The 20,498-nt window shown below is 57.5% G+C and carries 20 protein-coding genes and 1 pseudogene; 16 read left to right on the forward strand and 5 right to left on the reverse strand.

Annotated features, from left to right (window positions below; translation table 11 throughout):
• Window positions 1-4: 4 nt before the first annotated feature.
• From LC093_RS18855 to LC093_RS18875, 5 genes and pseudogenes are all read right to left on the reverse strand, one after another.
• A pseudogene (locus LC093_RS18855) lies at window positions 5-1,693 on the reverse strand (amidohydrolase).
• 15 nt (window positions 1,694-1,708) lie between these two features.
• Complete coding sequence (locus LC093_RS18860; protein ID WP_226668565.1) at window positions 1,709-2,455, reverse strand: SDR family oxidoreductase; 747 nt, start codon at window positions 2,453-2,455, stop codon at window positions 1,709-1,711.
• Window positions 2,452-2,706 carry a hypothetical protein gene (locus tag LC093_RS18865; protein ID WP_226668567.1) on the reverse strand — a complete coding sequence of 85 codons (255 nt, stop codon included), beginning with the start codon at window positions 2,704-2,706 and terminating at the stop codon, window positions 2,452-2,454. Before LC093_RS18865 ends, LC093_RS18860 begins: the two co-directional genes overlap by 4 nt.
• A gap of 174 nt (window positions 2,707-2,880) precedes the next feature.
• Window positions 2,881-4,029: a PilT/PilU family type 4a pilus ATPase gene (locus tag LC093_RS18870; protein WP_226668569.1), complete on the reverse strand. Its 1,149-nt coding sequence runs from the start codon at window positions 4,027-4,029 to the stop codon at window positions 2,881-2,883.
• Between the two features lie 313 nt (window positions 4,030-4,342).
• Window positions 4,343-5,377: a type IV pilus twitching motility protein PilT gene (locus tag LC093_RS18875; RefSeq protein WP_226668572.1), complete on the reverse strand. Its 1,035-nt coding sequence runs from the start codon at window positions 5,375-5,377 to the stop codon at window positions 4,343-4,345.
• A 254-nt stretch (window positions 5,378-5,631) separates the two neighbouring features.
• On the opposite strand from LC093_RS18875, the gene LC093_RS18880 reads away from it, so the two are divergent.
• The 16 genes from LC093_RS18880 to LC093_RS18955 all read left to right on the forward strand — a co-directional run bounded on the left by LC093_RS18880 (window position 5,632) and on the right by LC093_RS18955 (window position 20,375).
• Complete coding sequence (locus LC093_RS18880; protein ID WP_226668575.1) at window positions 5,632-6,327, forward strand: YggS family pyridoxal phosphate-dependent enzyme; 696 nt, start codon at window positions 5,632-5,634, stop codon at window positions 6,325-6,327.
• Window positions 6,328-6,345: 18 nt separating this feature from the next.
• The gene (gene proC, locus LC093_RS18885) at window positions 6,346-7,173 is read left to right on the forward strand and encodes a pyrroline-5-carboxylate reductase (protein WP_226668578.1); all 828 of its coding nucleotides are present in this window, start codon (window positions 6,346-6,348) and stop codon (window positions 7,171-7,173) included.
• 126 nt (window positions 7,174-7,299) lie between these two features.
• Window positions 7,300-7,905, forward strand: a complete 606-nt coding sequence (locus LC093_RS18890) for a YggT family protein (RefSeq protein WP_226668581.1) — start codon at window positions 7,300-7,302, stop codon at window positions 7,903-7,905.
• Between the two features lie 218 nt (window positions 7,906-8,123).
• The gene (locus LC093_RS18895) at window positions 8,124-10,100 is read left to right on the forward strand and encodes a dynamin family protein (protein WP_226668583.1); all 1,977 of its coding nucleotides are present in this window, start codon (window positions 8,124-8,126) and stop codon (window positions 10,098-10,100) included.
• Between the two features lie 204 nt (window positions 10,101-10,304).
• Entirely contained in the window at window positions 10,305-11,501 is a 1,197-nt protein-coding gene (gene metX / locus LC093_RS18900; protein ID WP_226668586.1) for a homoserine O-succinyltransferase MetX, read from the forward strand.
• Between the two features lie 2 nt (window positions 11,502-11,503).
• Window positions 11,504-12,094 (forward strand): methionine biosynthesis protein MetW, encoded by a 591-nt coding sequence (gene metW / locus LC093_RS18905; RefSeq protein ID WP_226668621.1) that lies wholly within the window; start codon window positions 11,504-11,506, stop codon window positions 12,092-12,094.
• 100 nt (window positions 12,095-12,194) lie between these two features.
• A complete protein-coding gene (locus LC093_RS18910) occupies window positions 12,195-12,644 on the forward strand; it encodes a DUF4426 domain-containing protein (protein WP_226668589.1) in 450 nt (149 codons plus the stop codon).
• An 87-nt stretch (window positions 12,645-12,731) separates the two neighbouring features.
• Window positions 12,732-13,337 (forward strand): RdgB/HAM1 family non-canonical purine NTP pyrophosphatase, encoded by a 606-nt coding sequence (rdgB, locus tag LC093_RS18915; RefSeq protein ID WP_226668593.1) that lies wholly within the window; start codon window positions 12,732-12,734, stop codon window positions 13,335-13,337.
• Between the two features lie 52 nt (window positions 13,338-13,389).
• Window positions 13,390-14,619: a radical SAM family heme chaperone HemW gene (hemW, locus tag LC093_RS18920; protein WP_226668623.1), complete on the forward strand. Its 1,230-nt coding sequence runs from the start codon at window positions 13,390-13,392 to the stop codon at window positions 14,617-14,619.
• A 160-nt stretch (window positions 14,620-14,779) separates the two neighbouring features.
• Entirely contained in the window at window positions 14,780-15,106 is a 327-nt protein-coding gene (gene trxA / locus LC093_RS18925) for a thioredoxin TrxA (RefSeq protein WP_226668597.1), read from the forward strand.
• Between the two features lie 383 nt (window positions 15,107-15,489).
• Complete coding sequence (gene rho, locus LC093_RS18930) at window positions 15,490-16,749, forward strand: transcription termination factor Rho (protein WP_043319751.1); 1,260 nt, start codon at window positions 15,490-15,492, stop codon at window positions 16,747-16,749.
• 297 nt (window positions 16,750-17,046) lie between these two features.
• Window positions 17,047-17,316 (forward strand): RNA recognition motif domain-containing protein, encoded by a 270-nt coding sequence (locus LC093_RS18935; RefSeq protein WP_226668600.1) that lies wholly within the window; start codon window positions 17,047-17,049, stop codon window positions 17,314-17,316.
• 174 nt (window positions 17,317-17,490) lie between these two features.
• Window positions 17,491-18,954: a 4-hydroxy-3-polyprenylbenzoate decarboxylase gene (gene ubiD, locus LC093_RS18940; protein WP_226668603.1), complete on the forward strand. Its 1,464-nt coding sequence runs from the start codon at window positions 17,491-17,493 to the stop codon at window positions 18,952-18,954.
• Window positions 18,955-18,979: 25 nt separating this feature from the next.
• Window positions 18,980-19,375, forward strand: a complete 396-nt coding sequence (locus LC093_RS18945; protein WP_226668607.1) for a hypothetical protein — start codon at window positions 18,980-18,982, stop codon at window positions 19,373-19,375.
• Window positions 19,376-19,510: 135 nt separating this feature from the next.
• The gene (locus LC093_RS18950) at window positions 19,511-19,822 is read left to right on the forward strand and encodes a cupin (protein WP_226668610.1); all 312 of its coding nucleotides are present in this window, start codon (window positions 19,511-19,513) and stop codon (window positions 19,820-19,822) included.
• Window positions 19,800-20,375, forward strand: coding sequence for a hypothetical protein (locus tag LC093_RS18955; RefSeq protein ID WP_226668614.1), 576 nt, complete (start codon window positions 19,800-19,802; stop codon window positions 20,373-20,375). The genes LC093_RS18950 and LC093_RS18955 overlap by 23 nt, the downstream gene beginning before the upstream one ends.
• Window positions 20,376-20,498 lie beyond the last annotated feature (123 nt).

Genomic DNA, 20,498 nt, shown 5'->3' on the forward strand with positions numbered 1-20,498 from the left:
GCGGTCAGTTGCCATCCAGAATCGTTTGCACAACCTGGATATCCCGCCACTCGTTTACCGGTGTGTTGAGCGGATTGCGATCGACGATGACCAGGTCCGCACGTTTGCCTGCTTCCAGGCTGCCGATCTCCCCTTCCATACCCAGTTGCCAGGCCGCATTGATGGTCATCGAGCGCAGTGCCTGTATGGGTGACAGGGCTTCTGCTTCACCGATGGCGGTGCCCTCGCGGCTGCGACGGGTGATTGCGGTTTGCATCAGGCTGAACGGCTCCGCCGGGAACATCGGGCTGTCGGAGTGCAGGGTGGGGTGCATGTCGAGCTCAAATGCACTCTTTACCGGCAGCATTTCCTGGCTGCGTTCCCGTCCGAGCAATTCGGTGTTCAGTGCATCGCCATAGTAGTAGATATGGTTGATGTGGAAACTCGGTGAAATCCCCAGTTTGGCAAACGCCGGCAGCATTTCTTTGCTGAGCAGAAGTCCGTGTTCGAGGCGGTGTCTACGTGTGACAAATTCCTTCTGCTGCGACTCGGGCAGGCTCTCGTACACCCGCTGCAGAATGTTTAAGTATTCCTGCGCAGCGAGATCGCCCTGCACATGGGTGGCAATCTGCCAGCCGCGGTCATTCAATTCCTGAAACTGGGTACGCAGTGCCTCCTCGGTAATCACCGGTTCGCCGTGGCTGCCGTGGGCGATGCCCAGTTGTTCGGCCAGCTGGCTGTCGAGATAGGGCTGCTCCACCACCATGCTGCCGCTGTAAGGCGAACCGTCGTACCAGAACTTGGCGCCGCGCACGCGGAAAAAATCGCCATTATCTTCCGGGCTTCCCGACAGTTTGTTCAGGTTGTTCCCGCGGTAATAGAAAAACTGGCGGATGCGGGGCTGCAGACCTTCCAGGGATGCCCACTGCGCGAGCTAGGCAGGCATGTTGAAGCCGAGCGAGGCAACACTGGTGTAGCCGGCATTGCGCAAATCGCTCAGAACACTGGTATAGGCCTTGGTAACCCTGAGCGGATTCTTGTGCACCGCCAGGAAGGGTTCGAGTGCCGGCTTCTCTACCAGGGTTCCATCGAGGCGGCCGCTGTCATCGCGGCCGTAGTAGGAGCCTTCCCCCGGGGCCGGTGACTGCTCATCGATATCCATTGCCGCCAGCGCGGCAGAATTTACCCAGGCGGTATGCATGCTCTGGGCGAGGATGAATACCGGATTGTGCGGTGCCATCTCGTCGAGGCCATTCCGATCCGGTAACTGCAATCCTTTGAGTAAAACGGGATCCAGGCCCATGGCGTAAACCCATTCGCCCGGCGGTGCAGCGGCTATCGCTTGTTCCAGTGCCTGCCAGGCCTCTGCGGCGGTGCGATGCTGGAAACCGCTCATATCAACAAAATTGCGAAACACAGCGCTGATGGCTGGGTGTTCGTGTACGGCGATAAAACCGGGCAGCAGGGCTTTGCCCTTGAGGTCGATGGTTTCCGTGTGTGCACCGGTGAGCGCGGCGATGTCTTCACGGCTACCGATGGCGTGGATCCTGCCATCCTTGACCGCGAGCGCACTGGCAACCCGGCTACTGTCATCAATGGTGAAGATGTCACCATTAATAAATATGCGGTCTGCGTGTGGTGATTCCGTACAGGCGGAGAGCAGCAGCGTGCCCAGCAGGAACACAAGCGGCGTAAATACCTTAAAGCCCATCATGTGGGTGTTTCCGAACTAGAGTCCACCGGTCACATCGATGAATGTACCGGTGGAGAAAGAAGCTTCGTCGCTGAGTAGCCAGGCCACGGCCGCGGCCACTTCTGTGTCCTGACCACCGCGGCCCAATGGAATACGTGGTGCCAGTCGCTCGACGCGCCCGGGTTCGCCACCGTCGGCATGCATATCGGTGTGGATAAGTCCCGGGCGCACGGCATTCACGCGAATTCCTTCAGCGGCAACCTCTTTGCTCAGTCCGATGGTCAGGGAGTCGACGGCACCTTTGCTTGCCGCGTAGTCGACGTATTCGTTGGGCGAGCCACTGCGGGACGCGCCGGAAGAGACGTTGACGACAGCTCCACCGGCTCCCCCTCGGGTAGTGGACATTCGTCTGACCGCCTCGCGGCAACAGAGCAGGGTGCCGGTCACGTTGGTCTGCAAAATTCGGTTGATGCGCTCGGCGGTAAGCGCTTCCACTCGGGTTTGCTGCAGCAGCATACCGGCGTTATTGACCAGTGCCGTCAGCGGGCCCAGTTGCCGGTCAATTTCCCCAAAAAGTCTGACCACATCGGTTTCATCGGCAATATCGGCCTGTACGGCGATGGCGCGTACACCAAATTCGCCACACGCGGCGATGACCTTGTGTGCTTCAGCCTCGCGCTCGCGAAAGCTGATACAGAGGTCGTAACCGCGCTCGGCGAGTAACTGTGCGGTGGCTGCGCCGATGCCGCGGCTGCCACCGGTAATCAGGGCGATTTTGTTCACGGCAGCATCAGCCCGGCTTTTTCCAGGCGATCGCGCAGTTCTGCCATGTTGCCGCGATACTCCCAGTACATGATGCGGCCATGTGAGCCGGTCACCAGAACATATTGTTCGCTGATGGATTGGATGCGTTCGATGGTGATGAGCTTGGTCATGTAGTTGGGCTCATTCACTTCTTCGATAACTTCCCGGTTGTGCTCATCAAAACCGTGCACGATCAGTGCGGTGCGGACTTCCAGTTCCAGAAATTTCACAGTGGGGGTTCCTGTTTGGAGCGCGTAGGAGCCTGCTTGCAGGCGAATTGGACCAATTTCGCAAGCAACCGTCCATGGGGCGAGTCCTGCCCGGCCTTCCCTGGCTGGGCTTCGAAGCGAGCTCAGCGCTCGCTCGGATTCGCCTGCAAGCAGGCTCCTACAGGGAGAGTGGGATCAGTAGATGCTTGGGCCGCCGCCAACATCGGTGTCGCTGGCGATACTCAGCTCGTCGGCGGCGCTGTTGAGATACTCGGCGTCGGACTCGGACTTGAGCTTGATCATCAGGCGCAGGTCGTTGGCCGAGTCGGCGTGGGCGAGGGCGTCTTCGTAAGTGATTTCGCCGCGGTCGTAGAGTTCGTACAGGGCCTGGTCAAAGGTCTGCATACCCTGTTCGACGGAGCGCTTCATCAGCTCTTTCATCTTGTGCACCTCACCTTTGCGGATCAGGTCCGACATCAGCGGGGTGTTGATCATGATCTCGAGACAGGCGCGGCGGCCGTCGCCGTCTGGCGTCGGCACCAGCTGCTGGGCGACCATGGCCTGCAGGTTCAGGGACAGGTCCATCCACAGCTGCTGGTGGCGATCCGCAGGGAAGAAGTGGATGATCCGGTCCAGCGCCTGGTTGGCGTTGTTGGCGTGCAGGGTACACAGGCACAGGTGACCGGTTTCCGCGAAGGCGATGGCGTGATCCATGGTTTCACGGGAGCGCACCTCACCAATCAGGATGACATCGGGCGCCTGACGCAGGGTGTTTTTCAGTGCGGTTTCGAAAGACTCGGTATCGAGGCCGACTTCGCGCTGGGTAACGATACAGCCGCGGTGCTGGTGGATAAATTCGATGGGGTCTTCGATGGAGATGATGTGACCCTTCGAATTTTCGTTGCGGTGGCCAATCATGGAGGCCAGCGAGGTGGACTTACCGGTACCGGTCGCGCCCACGAAGATGATCAGGCCGCGCTTGGTCATGGCCAGTTCTTTGAGCTGCTCGGGCAAGCCGAGGCCGTCGATGGTGGGTATCTTGGTTTCGATCCGGCGCAGTACCATGCCGACGAGGTTGCGCTGGAAGAAAGCGGATACCCGGAAACGGCCGACGTTGCGCACGGAGATGGCGAAGTTCAGCTCTTTCTGCTCAACGAATTCGCGCTTCTGGCGCTCGTTCATGATGCCGACGACCAGTTCGCGGGCCTTTTCCGGGGTCAGCGGCGTGGTGCTGACCGGGACGACCTTGCCGTGCAGTTTGATCGACGGCGGTACGCCAGCAGTGATGAAGAGGTCAGATGCGCCTTTTTCGGAGACGAGTTGCAGGAGGCGTTCGATTTCCATTTTTTATTACCGCTGATTGTTTCGCGTGTATTTAACAGGCCCCGGCTCGTGTTCTTTTCTTGGCCGGCGGCGGCGGGGCACCGGGGCGGGGTTTCAGGACCGGGCTAGGCGCCCCCCAGCGAATACGTCCCTGTACGCTTCGTCGGCAACATCCCTGTTGCCGACGATCCTGAAACCCCGCCCCGGTACCCCGCCTTCAATTCGACTGTTTGCACTTCGTTAGCTGTGCAGCTCTCTGGTCGAGCCTTTTCCCTAACGTTTCGTCATCCCGGCCTTGAGCCGGGATCCAGTCCCCCAAAGCCCGGGTTAAACTTTAAAAATTCTCAGGCATCTTGGCCTTCTCGCGCGCCGACTCACGGCTGATCACGCGGCGCTCCACCAGATCCTGCAGGCACTGGTCCATGGTCTGCATGCCGACGCTGGCGCCGGTCTGGATCGCGGAGTACATCTGCGCAACCTTGTCTTCGCGGATCAGGTTACGGATCGCCGGGGTGCCGCGCATGATTTCGTGGGCGGCAACACGGCCGCCGCCGTTGCGCTTGAGCAGCGTCTGGGAAATCACCGCCTGCAGGGATTCCGACAGCATGGAGCGCACCATGGCCTTTTCCTGCGCCGGGAAGACGTCTACCACACGGTCGATGGTCTTGGCGGCTGAGGTGGTGTGCAGGGTCCCGAATACCAGGTGGCCGGTTTCTGCGGCGGTGAGTGCCAGGCGGATGGTTTCGAGGTCACGCATCTCACCCACGAGGATGATGTCCGGGTCTTCACGCAGTGCGGAGCGCAGTGCTTCGGCGAAGCCGTGGGTATCGCGGTGGACTTCCCGCTGGTTCACCAGGCATTTCTTGGATTCGTGTACGAATTCGATCGGGTCTTCGACGGTAAGGATGTGCTCGTACTTGTTGTCGTTGATGTAGTCGATCATCGCCGCAAGCGAGGTGGACTTACCGGAACCGGTGGGGCCGGTGACCAGTACCAGGCCGCGCGGGGTATCGGAGATCTGTTTGAACACCTGGCCCATGCCCAGATCTTCCATGGTGAGTACCTTGGAAGGAATGGTCCGGAATACGGCGCCGGCGCCGCGGTTGTGGTTGAACGCATTCACACGGAAGCGGGCCACACCGGGTACCTCGAAGGAGAAGTCGGTTTCCAGGAACTCTTCGTAGTCCTTGCGCTGCTTGTCGTTCATGATCTCGTAGATCAGACCGTGCACCTGCTTGTGCTCCATCGGCGGCAGGTTGATACGGCGCACATCGCCGTCGACCCGGATCATGGGCGGCAGGCCGGCCGAGAGGTGCAAGTCGGAAGCGTTCTGTTTGGCGCTGAAGGCGAGGAGTTCTGTAATGTCCATACTGCTACCTTATTGTTATGGGGACCTCTAAGCGGATCCGTGATGTCTCTGCGGATCGCCCTGCGGGGCTTAAAGAGCGGCTCACACTCTGCGTTACGGCTTCTCGAAAGGTATTAACCTTCCCGCGAAGCCGCGCCTTGATTGTAAGCCGCTCTTTAAGCCGGAGACACCACCGATCCACTCAGTGCTCCCCAGAATGACTCACAGGCGGTGAATGCATAGAATGCCCGCCGAGCAATAGTTGGGTCCAGTATATGCGCAAAGGGTCTATCGTCGAAAACCTCAATTCTGTCACTGAGCGGATTGTCACAGCCTGCCGCAGTTGTGGGCGGGATCCTGCGGCGGTAACGCTGCTGGCAGTGTCCAAAACCCGGCCGGCAGAGGATATTCGCTCCGCGTTTGCCAGCGGGCAGCGCCATTTTGGTGAGAATTACCTGCAGGAGGCACTGGACAAGCAGGCTGAACTGGCCGACCTGGATATCGTGTGGCACTTCATCGGCCCGCTCCAGTCCAATAAGTCCCGCGATGTGGCGGAGCACTTTGACTGGATGCATACCCTTGATCGGTTAAAAATTGCGCGCCGGCTGTCTGAGCAGCGCCCGCAGGGCCTGCCGCCGCTGAAGGTGTGTCTGCAGGTGAATATCGATGGTGAGGAGACCAAATCTGGTGTTACACCCGAGCAGCTTCCAGCACTGGCGGCAGCGGTGGCCGGGCTGCCAAACCTGGAGCTGCGCGGACTGATGGCGATACCCGCGCCCAGAGCGGAAACCGAGGATCAGCGCACGCCTTTTATACAGCTCGCTGCGCTGCTCGAAGACCTGCGCGCGCAGCTGCCGGAGCAGCCGCTGGATACCCTGTCCATGGGCATGTCTGGCGATATGGAAGCGGCGGTCTTCAGCGGAGCGACCGTCGTACGTATTGGCACCGATATTTTTGGTGCCCGCAAATAAAGTTCATTGGGGTAAATCATGTCACAGCAAAAAATGGTGTTTATCGGTGGTTCCGGCAATATGGCTGGGGCTGTGATCGGTGGTTTGGTGGCCAGTGGCTATCCAGCGGACAATATTGTCGCTACCGGCCGCGACGAGCAGAAACTGAAGGACTTCGTGGCCCGCACCGGTGTGCGTGGCAGTACCGATAATCACACGGCGATCCGAGATGCGGATGTGATTGTGCTGTCGGTAAAGCCGCAGGTGATGAAAGATCTGTGTGAAGATATCGCCAGCGAAGTAAGTGCCCGCAAACCCCTGGTGATTACCCTGGCCGCGGGTATCCCGCTGGCAGCTTACCAGCGCTGGCTGGGGGCCGGTGTGCCGATTATCCGCGCCATGCCCAATACCCCGGCTCTTGTCGGTACAGGCGTTACCGGGCTATTTGCCGGTGATGGCGTTACCAGCGAACATAAGTCCGTTGCCACGCAGATGGCGGACGCGGTGGGTATCGCGCTGTGGGTGGAAGCAGAGTCCGGTATTGATCAGGTCATCGCAGTTTCCGGATCCGGCCCGGCCTACTATTTTCAATTTATGGAATCCATGATCGACGCGGCGGAAAAGGCGGGTATGAAGCGCGCCGACGCCGAACGCCTCACCTTGCAAACCGCACTGGGCGCGGCGAAACTGGCAGTGGCCAGCGACGTGGATGTGGCGCAGCTCAAGCGTAATGTTATGTCGCCCAATGGCACCACGGAACGCGCGGTAAAGCGCTTCCAGGAGGGTGGTCTTCCTCAGTTGGTGGAGCAGGCCATGAGCGACTGTGCGGCGCGCGCGGCTGAAATGGCAAAAGAGCTTGATCAGTAGCGCTCAGTTAAAGCGCAGTAGCAAGAATCGGAGGGTGAGTGCTGAACTCTCGACCCCGGCACTCACTCGGCACCGGGCTCGCTAAAAAGCAGCCCGAGAAAAATAACCACGTTGCAAGGACTCTCGATGGTCAACACCTTCAGTAATATCGGCGTATTTATCCTCGCCACCCTGGGGATCCTGTTCCTGTTTGCGGTACTGTTGCGCTTCATGTTGCAGCTGGCGCGGGCGGATTTTTACAATCCTCTATCCCAGGGCATCGTCAAAGTTACCAACCCGTTACTGCGGCCGTTGCGCAAAGTGGTGCCCGGCCTGTTTGGTATCGATATGGCCTCATTGGTGCTGGCGTTGCTTGTAGGCTGGATCATGATCATGGGGTCGGGGCTGTTGGCGGGTGTCGGTGTCCTGAACCCACTCTCCGCGCTGCTCTGGTCGCTGCTCGGTTGCCTGATGACCCTGATTGCGATCCTGTTTGTGGGTATGCTGATTTCCATTGTTGTCAGCTGGGTTGCACCCCAGAGCTCGCACCCCGCGCTGATGCTGCTGCGTCAGCTGCTGGAGCCTCTCTATGGGCCAGTGCGCAAAATCATCCCGCCACTGGGGGTGATCGATATCAGCCCGATCTTCATCTTTATTCTGCTCACTGTGGCCGACAAGCTGCTGCTGGGCATTGCCGAGAGCGCGCAGATGCCGCAGATGGTGTACAACCTTTTCTGGCACGTACCGTTTTGATTTTTGCTCCGGGGCTGCCGCCAGTGGCCCCGGTATCCCTTCACCTGAACCCTCCGGCAACCTGTCTTAGCTGTCAGTTGCCGCTTCTCACACCCGCAAGGGTGCTTCTAACCCCCCGCCAGTTCTCGAAATCGCACGAACGTACTTTATCTTGACGCCGCCATACCCGAAAATGGCCGACTCTTCGAAAGCAAGCACTGACAACAAGAACCGATAACATGGAAGATGCGACTTTGCGCCAGCACATTGCCGATTACGACCGCTGGAAAAAGATACTGGATTGCCAGTTCGATTCGTTTAGCCACTGGCTTGAGGAGCACTTCCCCAACTCGGCCGGTGCCCGGCAGGTCGTCCAGCAGGCGCGTCAATTGCTTGTCGACGATCAGTTCACCGTGGCTCTGGTGGGAGAGTTCTCCCGCGGTAAAACCGAGCTGATCAACGCCTTGCTGTCGCATACCTATGGCAAACGCCTGCTGCCCTCACGCCCCGGTCGCACCACCATGTGCCCCACGGAAATTTACAGCGATGGTACCGAACAGGCCTCCGTCAGGCTGCTGCCGATCGAAACCCTGGTCACCAACACCAGCCTGGAAAGCTACCGGCGCATTCCCCAGAAGTGGGTAAACCACGAATTCGATCCCGACGATGCCGACGCAACCCGCGATGCGTTGATGAAGGTGGCTGAGACCAAAGCGGTCACCCCGGAAGATGCGGCACGCTACGGTTTTGACCGCCGCCACCTTGATGGCAAAGGCAACCTGGTACAGATCCCAGCCTGGCGCTACGCACTGATCTCCCTGCCGCACCCGCTGCTGGCACAGGGGCTGCGTATCATCGACACCCCCGGACTCAATGCACTTGGCAACGAGCCCGAGTTGACCCTGTCCACTCTCCCCAGTGCCCAGGCGGTGGCTTTCCTGCTGTCGGCGGATGCCGGTGTCAGCGGCACTGATCTGAATATGTGGGAAACCCATCTGGTACCCCTGCGCGAGCACCGCGGCACCGCGGTGATGGCGTTACTGAACAAGATTGATGTCCTTTGGGACGACCCGGACGAAGACCCGGAAGAAATGCAGCGCCGCATGCGCGCCGAAGTGAGCAAGTTGCTCGACCTGCCGCAGGAACATGTCATCGGCGTCTCCGCGAAAAAAGCCCTGCTGGCCCGCGCGCAGCGCGACCCGATACTGCTGAAGCAAAGCCGTTTTGGTGATTTTGAAAAACTGCTGGTGCAACGCCTGATCAGCCACCGCGACAAAGTGGCCAACCATCGCTCGCTGCACCAGGCGCTGACCCTGATGGCAGACACCCGCGACCTGCTGAAGCGTCGCCTGAACAGCGGCCGCGCGACCCTGGAGCACCTGAAGCGCCAGGGCGCCACCAGCGCTGAACAACTGGAAGAGCTGAAGCAGCTGCACCAGACTGCCCGTGAGCAGCACAAGTACTGCCACCAGGAGCTGCTCAATCTCAAGTCCAGCCAACGCATGCTGGGTCGCCAGCGCTCTTCGCTGCTGGCACCGGTGTCCAGTCAGCAATTGCAGCAACTGATTGATGAAACCCGCCGTGCGCTGAACGAGCGCTGGTCACCGCTGGGACTGGCTCGCGCAATCGACGGATTTATGGGCGGTGTGGAGCACCAGCTGGCCAATCTGGAGCGGGAGGTCGATCAGGCCAACCGGCTGGTTGATGCGATTTACGATCGTTCTACGCTGAATAATATTGCGGCTTCAGAACAGCATTTCGAGATTGCCGCTTTCCGCGCGGCCTTGCGCGGCCTGCACAGACAGGCAGCACAGCTGCGCCGGTCTCCGCAATTGTTGCTGGCCCGCCGCAATCGCCTGACCGAGCGCTTTGTGGCAACGCTGGCCAACGAGGTTGGGCGCATGTATAGCCAGATGATTTCCTCTGTGGATGGCTGGCTGGAACAGGCGCTGGAGCCGCTCAAGCAGCACGTGCAGTACCAGAAGCACTTGCTGAACCGTCACCTGATCAAGCTCACGGAACTGAAACAGAAAACCCAGAGCAAGCGCACGGACCTGCACGCGCTGGAAGAGGAACTGGTACGCAACCACAGTGCGCTGGGTTCCCTGGAGGAGTTGCTCAAGCAGACCAGCACCGCGCCTTTGCCGATCGCGCCAGCGCCAGTCGCTACGGTTGCCAGCAACGTTACGCCACTGAAGGCGCCCGCTGCGTCATAGCGAGCGAATAGGCTCCGTGGCGGCGTAGGTGCCGGGCACATCCTCTTTTCGACAGTCTCACAAGGATGTACCCGGCACCCATGCCTTCGCCCTAAATTCCTCTGCTATCTGCACGCCTGGATGTGCGGCAATATGCCGCGGTGTACTACGCCCTCCACCTTTCGTAAACTTGGCGCCCCGCCAATCAGATAAGCACGCAAGATTTTGACCACGGAAGCGCAATCCCAGACTCCCCGCAATCCGGCCGAGCTGCCGGCCAATTCGGTTGGGCTCGTCGAGCCCCAAAGCCATACGTTTGCTGGACCGTTCAAACTGGCCTGTGGCCGGGTGCTGGATGAATACACCTTGATGTATGAGACCTATGGCACCCTGAATGCAGACCGGAGCAATGGCGTTCTGATTTGTCATGCACTTTCCGGGCACCATCATGCCGCCGGGTATCACAGCCTCGACGACAAGCGGCCCGGCTGGTGGGATCACTACATTGGCCCGGGCAAGCCCATCGATACCAACAAGTTCTTCGTGGTGGCGCTGAATAACCTCGGTGGCTGCCACGGTTCCACTGGGCCGGCTTCCATCAATCCGGCGACCGGTAAGCCCTGGGGGCCGGACTTCCCGCCGCTGCGGGCTCGCGACTGGGTGCACAGCCAGGCACAGTTGGCCGATTACCTGGGTATCGAAACCTGGGCCGCGGTCGTCGGCGGCAGCTTAGGTGGTATGCAGGCCATGCGCTGGACGCTGGAATACCCGGAGCGGGTGCGTCACGCGGTGGTAATTGCGTCGGCGATGAAGCTGTCCGCGCAGAATATCGCGTTCAATGAGACTGCCCGTCAGTCGATCACATCCGACCCCAACTTCCGCGACGGTCGCTACCTGGAAGAGCAGACCCTGCCTCGGGATGGCCTCGCGGTGGCGCGGATGATCGGGCATATCACCTATTTGTCTGACGACGGGCTGGGCAAAAAATTCGGGCGCGAGCTGCGCTCTGGCACCTTTGAGCAGGGTGTAGAAGAGCTGGTGGAATTTCAGGTGCAGAGCTACCTGCGCTATCAGGGGGATTCGTTCTCCGGTACGTTTGACCCCAATACCTACATCCTGATGACCCGAGCGCTCGATTATTTTGATCTTGCGCGGGAGTATGACAACGACCCGGTCAAGGCGTTTTCTCACGCGTGCAGCAAATTCCTGCTGGTGTCTTTCACCTCTGACTGGCGCTTTGCCCCGGAGCGCTCACGGGAAATCGCCGACGCGCTCATGCATGCCAATGTGCCGGTCAGCTACGCCGAAGTGGAATCCGCGATGGGGCATGATGCATTCCTGCTGCCGAACGAGCGTTACGAAAAACTATTTGCCGCCTATATGAATAATGTAGCGGCGGAACTGCAAGGCGAGGCCCGGTGATGTTGCGTAAAGACCTCGACATTATCCACAACTGGATTGATCCGCAGACCCGCGTTCTCGACCTCGGTTGTGGTGACGGTGCCCTGCTGGAGAGACTCACCCGCGAAAAACAGGTTAGTGGTTACGGACTGGAAATTGACCCGGCACAAATACAACGCTGTGTTGAGCGCGGGGTCAATGTGGTGGAGCAGAACCTCGACAAAGGTCTGTCGAATTTCGCTGACCAGAGCTTCGATACTGTGGTCATGACCCAGGCGCTGCAGACTCTGCGTTTTCCCCATTTGGTGGTTGAAGAAATGCTGCGGGTCGGGCGAGAGTGCATCATTACATTCCCAAACTTCGGGCAGTGGAAGGCGCGCTGGCACCTGGCGGTTTCCGGGCGCATGCCTGTATCCGACTTATTGCCATATGAATGGTACGACACGCCCAATATTCACTTTTGTACTTTCAAGGATTTTGAAGTGCTGTGCCAGCAGCACAATTGGCAGATTGCACACCGCCAGGTGGTCTCCGAATCCAGGGTGAGCGGGCTATTGAAGGACTTTTTGCCAAATCTGTTTGGTGAAACGGCGATTTACCATCTGACTCGCTAGAATAAAAGTCAGATAGTAGTAATACGCGCCGGCGGTAGGAGTACACAACTGTGCCTGCTACGCTGGGAGCGAGCGAATTTGAGTGAAAAAGGAGGACGCCGTGAAACGTCTGTTTGCTGCATTTTTTTCCATAGCCCTGTTGTTGTGGGCAGCTGCTGCTGCGGCGCAGGGAGCCAAGATCATTGAAAACTATCAGGACTTCGGTGAGTACCGGGTGACCTACACGGTATTCAACAGTGACTTTATTTCCCCGGAAATGGCGCGCAACTACAATCTCGTGCGCGCGCGGGACAGGGCATTCGTGAATATTTCAGTTGCCAAAAAGGGCGCGATGAAAGGGGAGAGTGCGGGCCTTTCCGGAACGGCGACAAACCTTATCCAACAGTCGCGCAACCTCGAGTTCAAAGAAATCCGCGATCAGGATGCCGTTTATTATCTGGCGCCATTCCGGTTTGAGAATGAAGAAAGCTTGACCTTCAATATTGATCTGGTGCTTCCGGATGGCAGCAGCCACGAACTGACCTTCCGTCGTCAGCTCCACAAAAACTGACACCGGCGTTTGACGAAAGCAGCGGGCCATGTGAGCTCGCTGTTTTTGTTTGTGCCGCGTTAAATTTCTAAAACTGGAAAAGTTTCCATGGAAAAAATCGTTCTCGCCAGTGGCAATGCCGGCAAACTGAAAGAGTTTTCCCAGCTGTTTTCCGGCTGGCAGATTGCTGTATTGCCGCAATCTGATTTTCTGGATCAGGAAGCGGACGAGACCGGGCTCAGCTTTATCGAGAATGCCCTGATCAAGGCCCGCCATGCCAGCCGTGCCAGCGGGTTGCCGGCACTGGCGGATGATTCCGGCCTGGCGGTGGATGCACTGGACGGGGCGCCGGGGATCTACTCCGCGCGCTATGCCGGCGCTGGTGCCAGTGATGCGGACAATAACCGCAAGCTGCTGGAGACTCTTGAAGGCGTTCCCGCGGCAGAGCGCGGAGCCAGTTTCCATTGCGCGCTGGCCTTTGTGCGTACTCCGGAAGATCCGGTTCCCCTGGTGTGCACCGCACGCTGGACTGGGCGCATCCTCGAGCGCGCGGCGGGGGATCAGGGGTTTGGCTACGATCCTCTGTTTTTCGTCGAGTCTGAAAATATGACCTCGGCGCAATTACCGCGGGATGTGAAAAACCGGTTGAGCCATCGCGCACAGGCGGTGAAAAAATTTGAACAGCTGTGGCGGGAGCAGATGCTGGGTGAGTAATCCGGATACGCGTTCTTCAGGTGACACTTCCAGTGATACGGCCAGCGGTCTGATGCAGCTGCCGCCATTGAGCCTCTATGTGCATATTCCCTGGTGTGTGCGCAAATGCCCCTACTGTGACTTCAATTCACATCAGGTTGCCGAGGCCGGGGTGGAAGGGCATGTGGATATCCACCACGCCAGCAGCACCAAAACTTCCCCGAGCCAGCTGCCCGAACGCGAATATGTCGCGCAGTTGCGCAGGGATCTCGAAAGCCAGTTGCCCTGGGTACAGGGTCGCAGGTTGGGATCAATTTTCTTTGGTGGCGGCACCCCGAGCCTGTTTTCACCGGCCGCGATCGGGGAAATACTGGAGATGGCCGACTTGCTGGTCGGCTTTGCCCCGGACATAGAGATCACCCTGGAGGCCAACCCGGGGACCTTCGAGCAGGCCAAGTTTGCCGGTTACCGCAGCGCGGGCGTCAACCGTCTGTCCATCGGTGTCCAGAGCTTTGACCCGCTGCAGCTGCAAAACCTCGGCCGCATTCATTCGGGGCCCGAGGCGGAAACCGCCGCTACCCAGGCGCGCAGTGCCGGCTTTGACAATATCAATATCGACCTGATGCACGGACTCCCGGGGCAGGGCACCGTCGATGCGATTAACGATTTGCAGCGCGCTGTGGACCTGGGGGCTGAGCATATTTCCTGGTATCAGCTCACCATCGAGCCGAACACCGCATTCTATTCCGCACCGCCGGTTACCCCGGGTTCCGAGCAGATCGCCGAGATCCAGCGTGCCGGACGCGACTTCCTGGCGGGACAGGGGTACCAGCGCTATGAGGTATCGGCGTACAGCCCGGTCGGCCGCGAGTCGCGGCACAACCTGAACTATTGGGCCTTTGCGGATTACATCGGGATCGGCGCTGGCGCCCATGGCAAGTTCACCCTGCCGCACAGCGGCGAGGTAATACGCACCCAGCGCACCCGCATGCCACGGGATTATCTCGCGCTTGGATCCGGAACTGGCGAGAGCGGAAGCGCGTTTCCGCTGCCCAAGTCCAAGGGAGTGGCGCCTGCCGAGCGGCCGCTGGAATTCCTGATGAATGCGCTGCGCCTGGAGGTCGGCGTGCCCGCGGAGACTTTTGCCGCCTACACCGGGCTGCCTCTATCAACCCTGGCGCCAGAGTGGCACCGGCTGGAAGCGATGGAGCTGGTGGCACCGCTGGGTCCGCGGATTACAACTACCGCTTTCGGGTATGACTATGTAGACGAAATACTCCAGCGTTTCCTGCCCGAGGGGTAATGGCACCGGGGTACTTGAAAAGCGGATACTGGCCCTCATTAAGGGGGGAATGCCGATATACAGGCGAGAACCATTTGCCTTGCGGGGTCAGCAGACCGTACTTATCATGTGAGCCGGCGCGGCCCGCAGGCCCGAAGTTACAGAACTACAGGAAACCATTATGAGCGCGAACATCGTCAACGTCACAGACGCAGAATTTGAAGCCGAAGTACTCAAGGCTGAAGGCCCGGTACTGGTGGACTTCTGGGCCCAGTGGTGCGGTCCCTGCAAGATGATCGCTCCGGTACTGGAAGATCTGGCCGGTCACTACGGCGAAAAGCTGAAGATCGTCAAAGTCGACGTAGACAGCAACAAAGAGTCTGCGGCCAAGTACAACGTACGCGGCATTCCGACCCTGCTGCTGTTCAAGGGCGGCAACGTGGAAGGCACCAAAGTAGGTGCTCTGTCCCGTGCGCAGCTGACTGAGTTCATCGACAGCCAGATCTAAGGCTGGGTCGGATGGCGGGCGCCCACGGGGCGCCCAAATCACCTTCAGGGTCGATAAATAGGCCTTGCAGGTTAGTGAAGTGCCGTTATACTGCCTAGTAATCAAATTAACTGTTCAGTCCAAACCTGAGCCAAGTCGCCAACCCCGCTGTTGACACAGCCTCTCCGGCGCGCAAACTCCTCAAGTTGAACGACTCCCTCCTGGCTGCTCTGCCAAAAAGAGTGCCGGCGTTGTGGTAACGCGTTTCCCGATGAGTTTTCGTACGGTCAGCAGAATCGTCGGCATCGTGTTACGGGCATTATCGACATCGAACTTTCAAATCCCTCCGCACAAGTTTCCGGCGCGTCCGCGCCATCTGACAAAAGAAACCTTAATAAAGCTATATGAACCTTTCTGAATTAAAAACCAAACCCATTGAAGAGCTGATTGAAATCGCCAAGGGCATGGGCCTTGAGAACCTGGCCCGCTCGCGCAAGCAGGACATTATTTTCAATATCCTGAAGCGCCACGCCAAAAGCGGTGAAGACATTTACGGTGAAGGCGTATTGGAAATACTTCAGGATGGGTTCGGATTTCTCCGTTCGGCCGACTCCTCCTACCTCGCCGGCCCCGACGACATCTATGTTTCCCCCAGTCAGATCCGCCGCTTCAATCTCCGCACCGGTGACTCCATTTCCGGCAAGATCCGCCCCCCCAAAGAGGGTGAACGCTACTTCGCACTGCTGAAAGTCAGCGAGATCAACTTCGACAAGCCGGAAAACGCGCGCAACAAGATTCTGTTCGAAAACCTCACCCCGCTGTTCCCCAATGACCGTCTCGGTCTCGAGTGCGGGAACGGCTCTTCCGAAGACCTCATCGGCCGTATCATCGACCTGGTTGCGCCTATCGGCAAAGGCCAGCGTGGCTTGATCGTGGCACCGCCGAAGGCCGGTAAGACTATCATGCTGCAGAATATGGCCCAGGCCATTACCCGCAACAATCCGGAGTGCCACCTGATCGTCCTGCTGATCGACGAGCGCCCGGAAGAGGTAACAGAAATGCAGCGCTCCGTGCGGGGTGAAGTGGTTGCCTCCACCTTTGATGAGCCGCCGGCCCGTCACGTACAGGTGGCCGAGATGGTGATCGAAAAGGCCAAGCGCCTGGTTGAGCACAAGAAAGACGTAGTGATCCTGCTGGATTCCATTACCCGTCTGGCGCGTGCGTACAACACCACGGTGCCGAGCTCCGGTAAAGTACTGACCGGTGGTGTGGACGCCCACGCCCTGGAGCGCCCGAAGCGCTTCTTTGGTGCAGCGCGTAACATCGAGGAAGGCGGCAGCCTGTCCATTATCGCCACCGCACTGGTCGACACCGGCTCCAAAATGGACGAAGTGATCTTCGAGGAGTTCAAGGGCACCGGTAACATGGAGCTGCAACTGGACCGCAAGATCGCCGAAAAACGCGTTTACCCGGCGATCAACGTACGTCGCTCCGGTACCCGTCGTGAAGAGCTGCTGATGCCGGAAGGCGAGCTGCAGCGGGTCTGGATCCTGCGCAAGCTGCTGCACGACATGGAAGACCTGGCGGCGACTGAGTTCCTGATCGACAAGCTGAAGGACTTCAAGACCAACGATGAGTTCTTCCTGTCCATGAAACGGAAATAATTCCCTTTCACAATAAAGGCTGACATCAAATGTCGGCCTTTTTTGTTGGCCTTGGATCGATTTTGCAACCTGTTGAATGAGGCGTGAAATTAAGCCGAATTCAGTTGAAAAGGTCTGGCGATAGGCATATAAAGGCCAACATTGAAGCGTTGAACAGGATTTCAGCGCTGACCGAATTGGTCTCAGGCGGCCGGGAGGCCGACTGATTCTGGACCAATCTCAGATGCGTAACTCGGTGGAGCTGGTTACCCATTTGTGAATTGCTCGACAGCCCACTGACTCATGTGAGACTTTTTTGTGAATATCTATATCGGAAATCTGGCCTACGGCGTAACCTCTGACGATCTGCACGAAGCATTTGGTGCGTTCGGTGAAATCTCCCGGGCTACTGTAATCACTGACCGGGAAACTGGCCGTTCTAAAGGTTTTGGTTTCGTAGAAATGCCGAACGACGACGAAGCGCGTAAGGCAATCGAAGAAATGAATGACAAGCCGCTGTCTGGCCGTAACATCCGTGTTAACGAAGCCAAGCCGCGCGAAGACCGCCCGCGTCGTCCCCGCTTCTAAGACAGTCGTACCGTCTTGAAGTGAAGCAGCCCGCAGCCTCCGCTGCGGGTTGTCGCTCTCCCCTTCGGTTCCCCCCTGCGCCCCTGCTTATTGAGCGGAAAGAGGCGTAAATTCCCCATTTTGTCTCGTCTGCTTTACACTGGCCGCTGCCTATTTGTCATCGCCCGGTAAAGCATGAAATACAAAGATCTGCGCGACTTTATCCGCCTGCTGGAAAAACGCGGCCTCCTCAAACGCATCAAGCACCCCGTTAGCCCCGTTCTCGAAATGACAGAAATTGCCGACCGCGTACTGCGTGCTGGCGGTCCCGCGCTGTTGTTCGAAAACCCCGTTGGTTACGACACCCCTGTACTCGCCAACCTCTTTGGCACGCCCGAACGAGTCGCACTTGGTATGGGGCGGGAGAGCATCAGTGAGCTGCGGGAAGTGGGTGAGCTACTCGCCTTCCTCAAGGAACCGCAGCCACCAGAGGGCCTCAAGGACGCGTGGCAAAAACTCCCCATCTTCAAGCAGGTCATGAATATGGGGCCCAAGGTCATAAGTAGTCCCGCCTGCCAGCAGATAGAGCAGAGCGGCGAAGAGGTTGACCTGACCCGCCTGCCGATCCAGACCTGCTGGCCCGGTGATGCGGCGCCGCTGGTAACCTGGCCGCTGGTGATCACCCGGGGACCGGAGAAAAAACGCCAGAATCTCGGTATCTACCGCATGCAACTTATCGGTAAAAACCGCTTGATCATGCGCTGGCTGTCCCACCGCGGTGGCGCGCTCGACTTCCGTGACTGGCAACTGAAACACCCGGGCGAACCCTTCCCCGTAGCGGTAGCGCTGGGCGCGGACCCGGCTACCATCCTCGGCGCCGTCACCCCGGTACCGGATACCCTCTCGGAATACGCCTTTGCCGGCCTGCTTCGCGGCAGTAAAACGGAGGTGGCAGAAGCCAAACTCAGCAATCTGCAAGTACCTGCGAGCGCGGAGTATGTACTCGAAGGCCATATCTACCCCGAAGACATGGCAGACGAAGGCCCCTACGGCGACCATACCGGTTACTACAACGAAGTGGATAGCTTCCCGGTCTTCACCGTCGAGAAAATTACTCACCGTAAAGACCCCATCTACCACAGTACCTACACCGGCCGTCCGCCCGATGAGCCCGCGGTACTCGGCGAAGCACTGAACGAAGTATTCGTTCCGATCCTGCGCAAGCAGTTCCCGGAAATAGTCGACTTCTATCTGCCGCCGGAAGGCTGCTCATACCGCCTCGCCGTAGTCACCATGAAGAAGCAGTACCCCGGTCACGCCAAGCGCGTGATGATGGGTGTGTGGTCGTTCCTGCGCCAGTTCATGTACACCAAGTTCGTGATCGTCACCGACGACGACGTAAACGCACGCGACTGGAACGACGTAATCTGGGCCATGACCACCCGTATGGACCCGGCTCGCGATACCACCATGGTGGAAAACACCCCGATCGACTACCTGGATTTTGCCTCACCGGTATCCGGCCTTGGATCCAAAATCGGCTTTGATGCCACCAATAAATGGGAAGGTGAAACCACCCGTGAATGGGGGCGGCCAATTGTCAAAGACCCGGAGGTGACGCAAAGAGTGGATGAGATCTGGGACAAGCTGGGGATCTGATTAATAACCATGCCAGGGAGGGCATATGAAGGTTATCAAGACCTACAAGCCGGGGGACGACGGCAGCAAACGTTACCACGACAAGTACGGCGAACAACTCTGTGCCGTACGTTACAGACGATCCCCCTGTAGTAATACCATCTATACGACTGTTGAAATTATCGTTGCCCAACGTGATGCCTATCCGCGCAAGCAGCCCTTGCCTACCAATACTGCGCCGAAAACCAATGAGCAAAAATGGGTTGCAGTAAAAATTGCCTTCGACGAACTCCAGTTACGCAATGAAATAAAACGCATCGGCGGAAGATGGAGCAAGTGCGCCCAAGCATGGGTGGCCAACAGGAATATGGTCGAGCGTACCAATCTAAGCGACCGCATCGTTGAAGGCCTGATAGACAAATGCCTAGATGTACCTATTTAACTGTATGCCTATATTTAGGCATTAAGCCTATATATAGAAAAATATGTCCATATCTAGGCATAATGCCTAGATATGGAGCTTTTGAATAAACTGTTATACGCAGTTGAGCTCTGAGAGCGTGGTAAAAATCTAAAAATGGAAGTCGTAAAAAGCAAGAGTTTCACTGCCGACCGGGCTTGGGGATCAAAGCAAATTGCAAATATGCAAGGAATTACCACCAAGCTCCACTGGACCGATCAACCGTACAAGTGGCACATAAACGATGGAGAAGAAGTCTTCGTAGTATTAGATGGTGTAGTAGACATGCACTATCGCATAAATGGCGCTGAAGAAATCGCCGTACTAGAGGTTGGAGACATATTCTTTGCTTCTGTCGGAACGGAGCATGTAGCCCACCCAAGAGGTGAAGTGCGGGTGCTGGTAGTTGAGAGCGAGGGCAGCGTATAACAAGCAGCGGCAGGGCGACAGCCAACGCTACACACATTTTGTGTTACTCGCTGTCGCTCAAACATTAACACAAAATGCGCTCCGCGCTGGCTGCGCCTGCGCTGGGCGTTATGAGTACAGGGTAGAAATGAAGATTATACTAACAGTGATTTTTATGCTCACTACTGTAAGTTGTTTTGCAGATTCATGTGGAGAATCACCGCTTATAAGCACAGCAAATGCAGATGGTAAAAAAGTAGGAATTTTTGCAAAAAGCAGAGACTTTGAGGAGTCTCTTAAGTGGGATATAAATAATGGAGAGCCACCGCTATCTATCTCTAAGGCAGTAGAAATTGTTCAGGTTTGGTCGAAAAACTACTATTCGAAGTTCGATACTGTATTAGTGCATAGTTTTAATATGCAAGAATTTACTTGCTGGGGAAGAACAGGACATTGGCTATATGTTTTTCAATTGATTCCTGTTATTGACGGAAATAGGTTGTTCAACAGCTCATATATGGCGGCAGTAACAATGTCGGGAAAGGTTTTGGAACCTCAAACCATTAGTGAATAACTCATAACAAGTGACTATGGCTCTGAGTCAACCGCTTAGGCCATATTTCCCTCCCAGGCAGTACCATTTCGTACCATGCTGTTGAGGATAACAATCATCTTGCGCATACATGCCACCAGAGCA

The organism is Microbulbifer aggregans (assembly GCF_020524005.1).
Taxonomy (GTDB): Bacteria; Pseudomonadota; Gammaproteobacteria; order Pseudomonadales; family Cellvibrionaceae; genus Microbulbifer; species Microbulbifer aggregans_A.

Bases quoted from the DNA above. Each gene is read 5' to 3' on its own strand.
- LC093_RS18880 (WP_226668575.1), top strand. From the start codon at position 5,632: ATGCGCAAAGGGTCTATCGTCGAAAACCTCAATTCTGTCACTGAGCGG.
- trxA (WP_226668597.1), top strand. From the start codon at position 14,780: ATGAGCGCGAACATCGTCAACGTCACAGACGCAGAATTTGAAGCCGAA.
- rho (WP_043319751.1), top strand. From the start codon at position 15,490: ATGAACCTTTCTGAATTAAAAACCAAACCCATTGAAGAGCTGATTGAA.
- LC093_RS18895 (WP_226668583.1), top strand. From the start codon at position 8,124: ATGGAAGATGCGACTTTGCGCCAGCACATTGCCGATTACGACCGCTGG.
- LC093_RS18875 (WP_226668572.1), bottom strand. From the start codon at position 5,377: ATGGACATTACAGAACTCCTCGCCTTCAGCGCCAAACAGAACGCTTCC.
- LC093_RS18870 (WP_226668569.1), bottom strand. From the start codon at position 4,029: ATGGAAATCGAACGCCTCCTGCAACTCGTCTCCGAAAAAGGCGCATCT.
- LC093_RS18945 (WP_226668607.1), top strand. From the start codon at position 18,980: ATGAAGGTTATCAAGACCTACAAGCCGGGGGACGACGGCAGCAAACGT.
- hemW (WP_226668623.1), top strand. From the start codon at position 13,390: ATGCAGCTGCCGCCATTGAGCCTCTATGTGCATATTCCCTGGTGTGTG.
- rdgB (WP_226668593.1), top strand. From the start codon at position 12,732: ATGGAAAAAATCGTTCTCGCCAGTGGCAATGCCGGCAAACTGAAAGAG.
- LC093_RS18950 (WP_226668610.1), top strand. From the start codon at position 19,511: ATGGAAGTCGTAAAAAGCAAGAGTTTCACTGCCGACCGGGCTTGGGGA.
- proC (WP_226668578.1), top strand. From the start codon at position 6,346: ATGTCACAGCAAAAAATGGTGTTTATCGGTGGTTCCGGCAATATGGCT.
- LC093_RS18890 (WP_226668581.1), top strand. From the start codon at position 7,300: ATGGTCAACACCTTCAGTAATATCGGCGTATTTATCCTCGCCACCCTG.
- ubiD (WP_226668603.1), top strand. From the start codon at position 17,491: ATGAAATACAAAGATCTGCGCGACTTTATCCGCCTGCTGGAAAAACGC.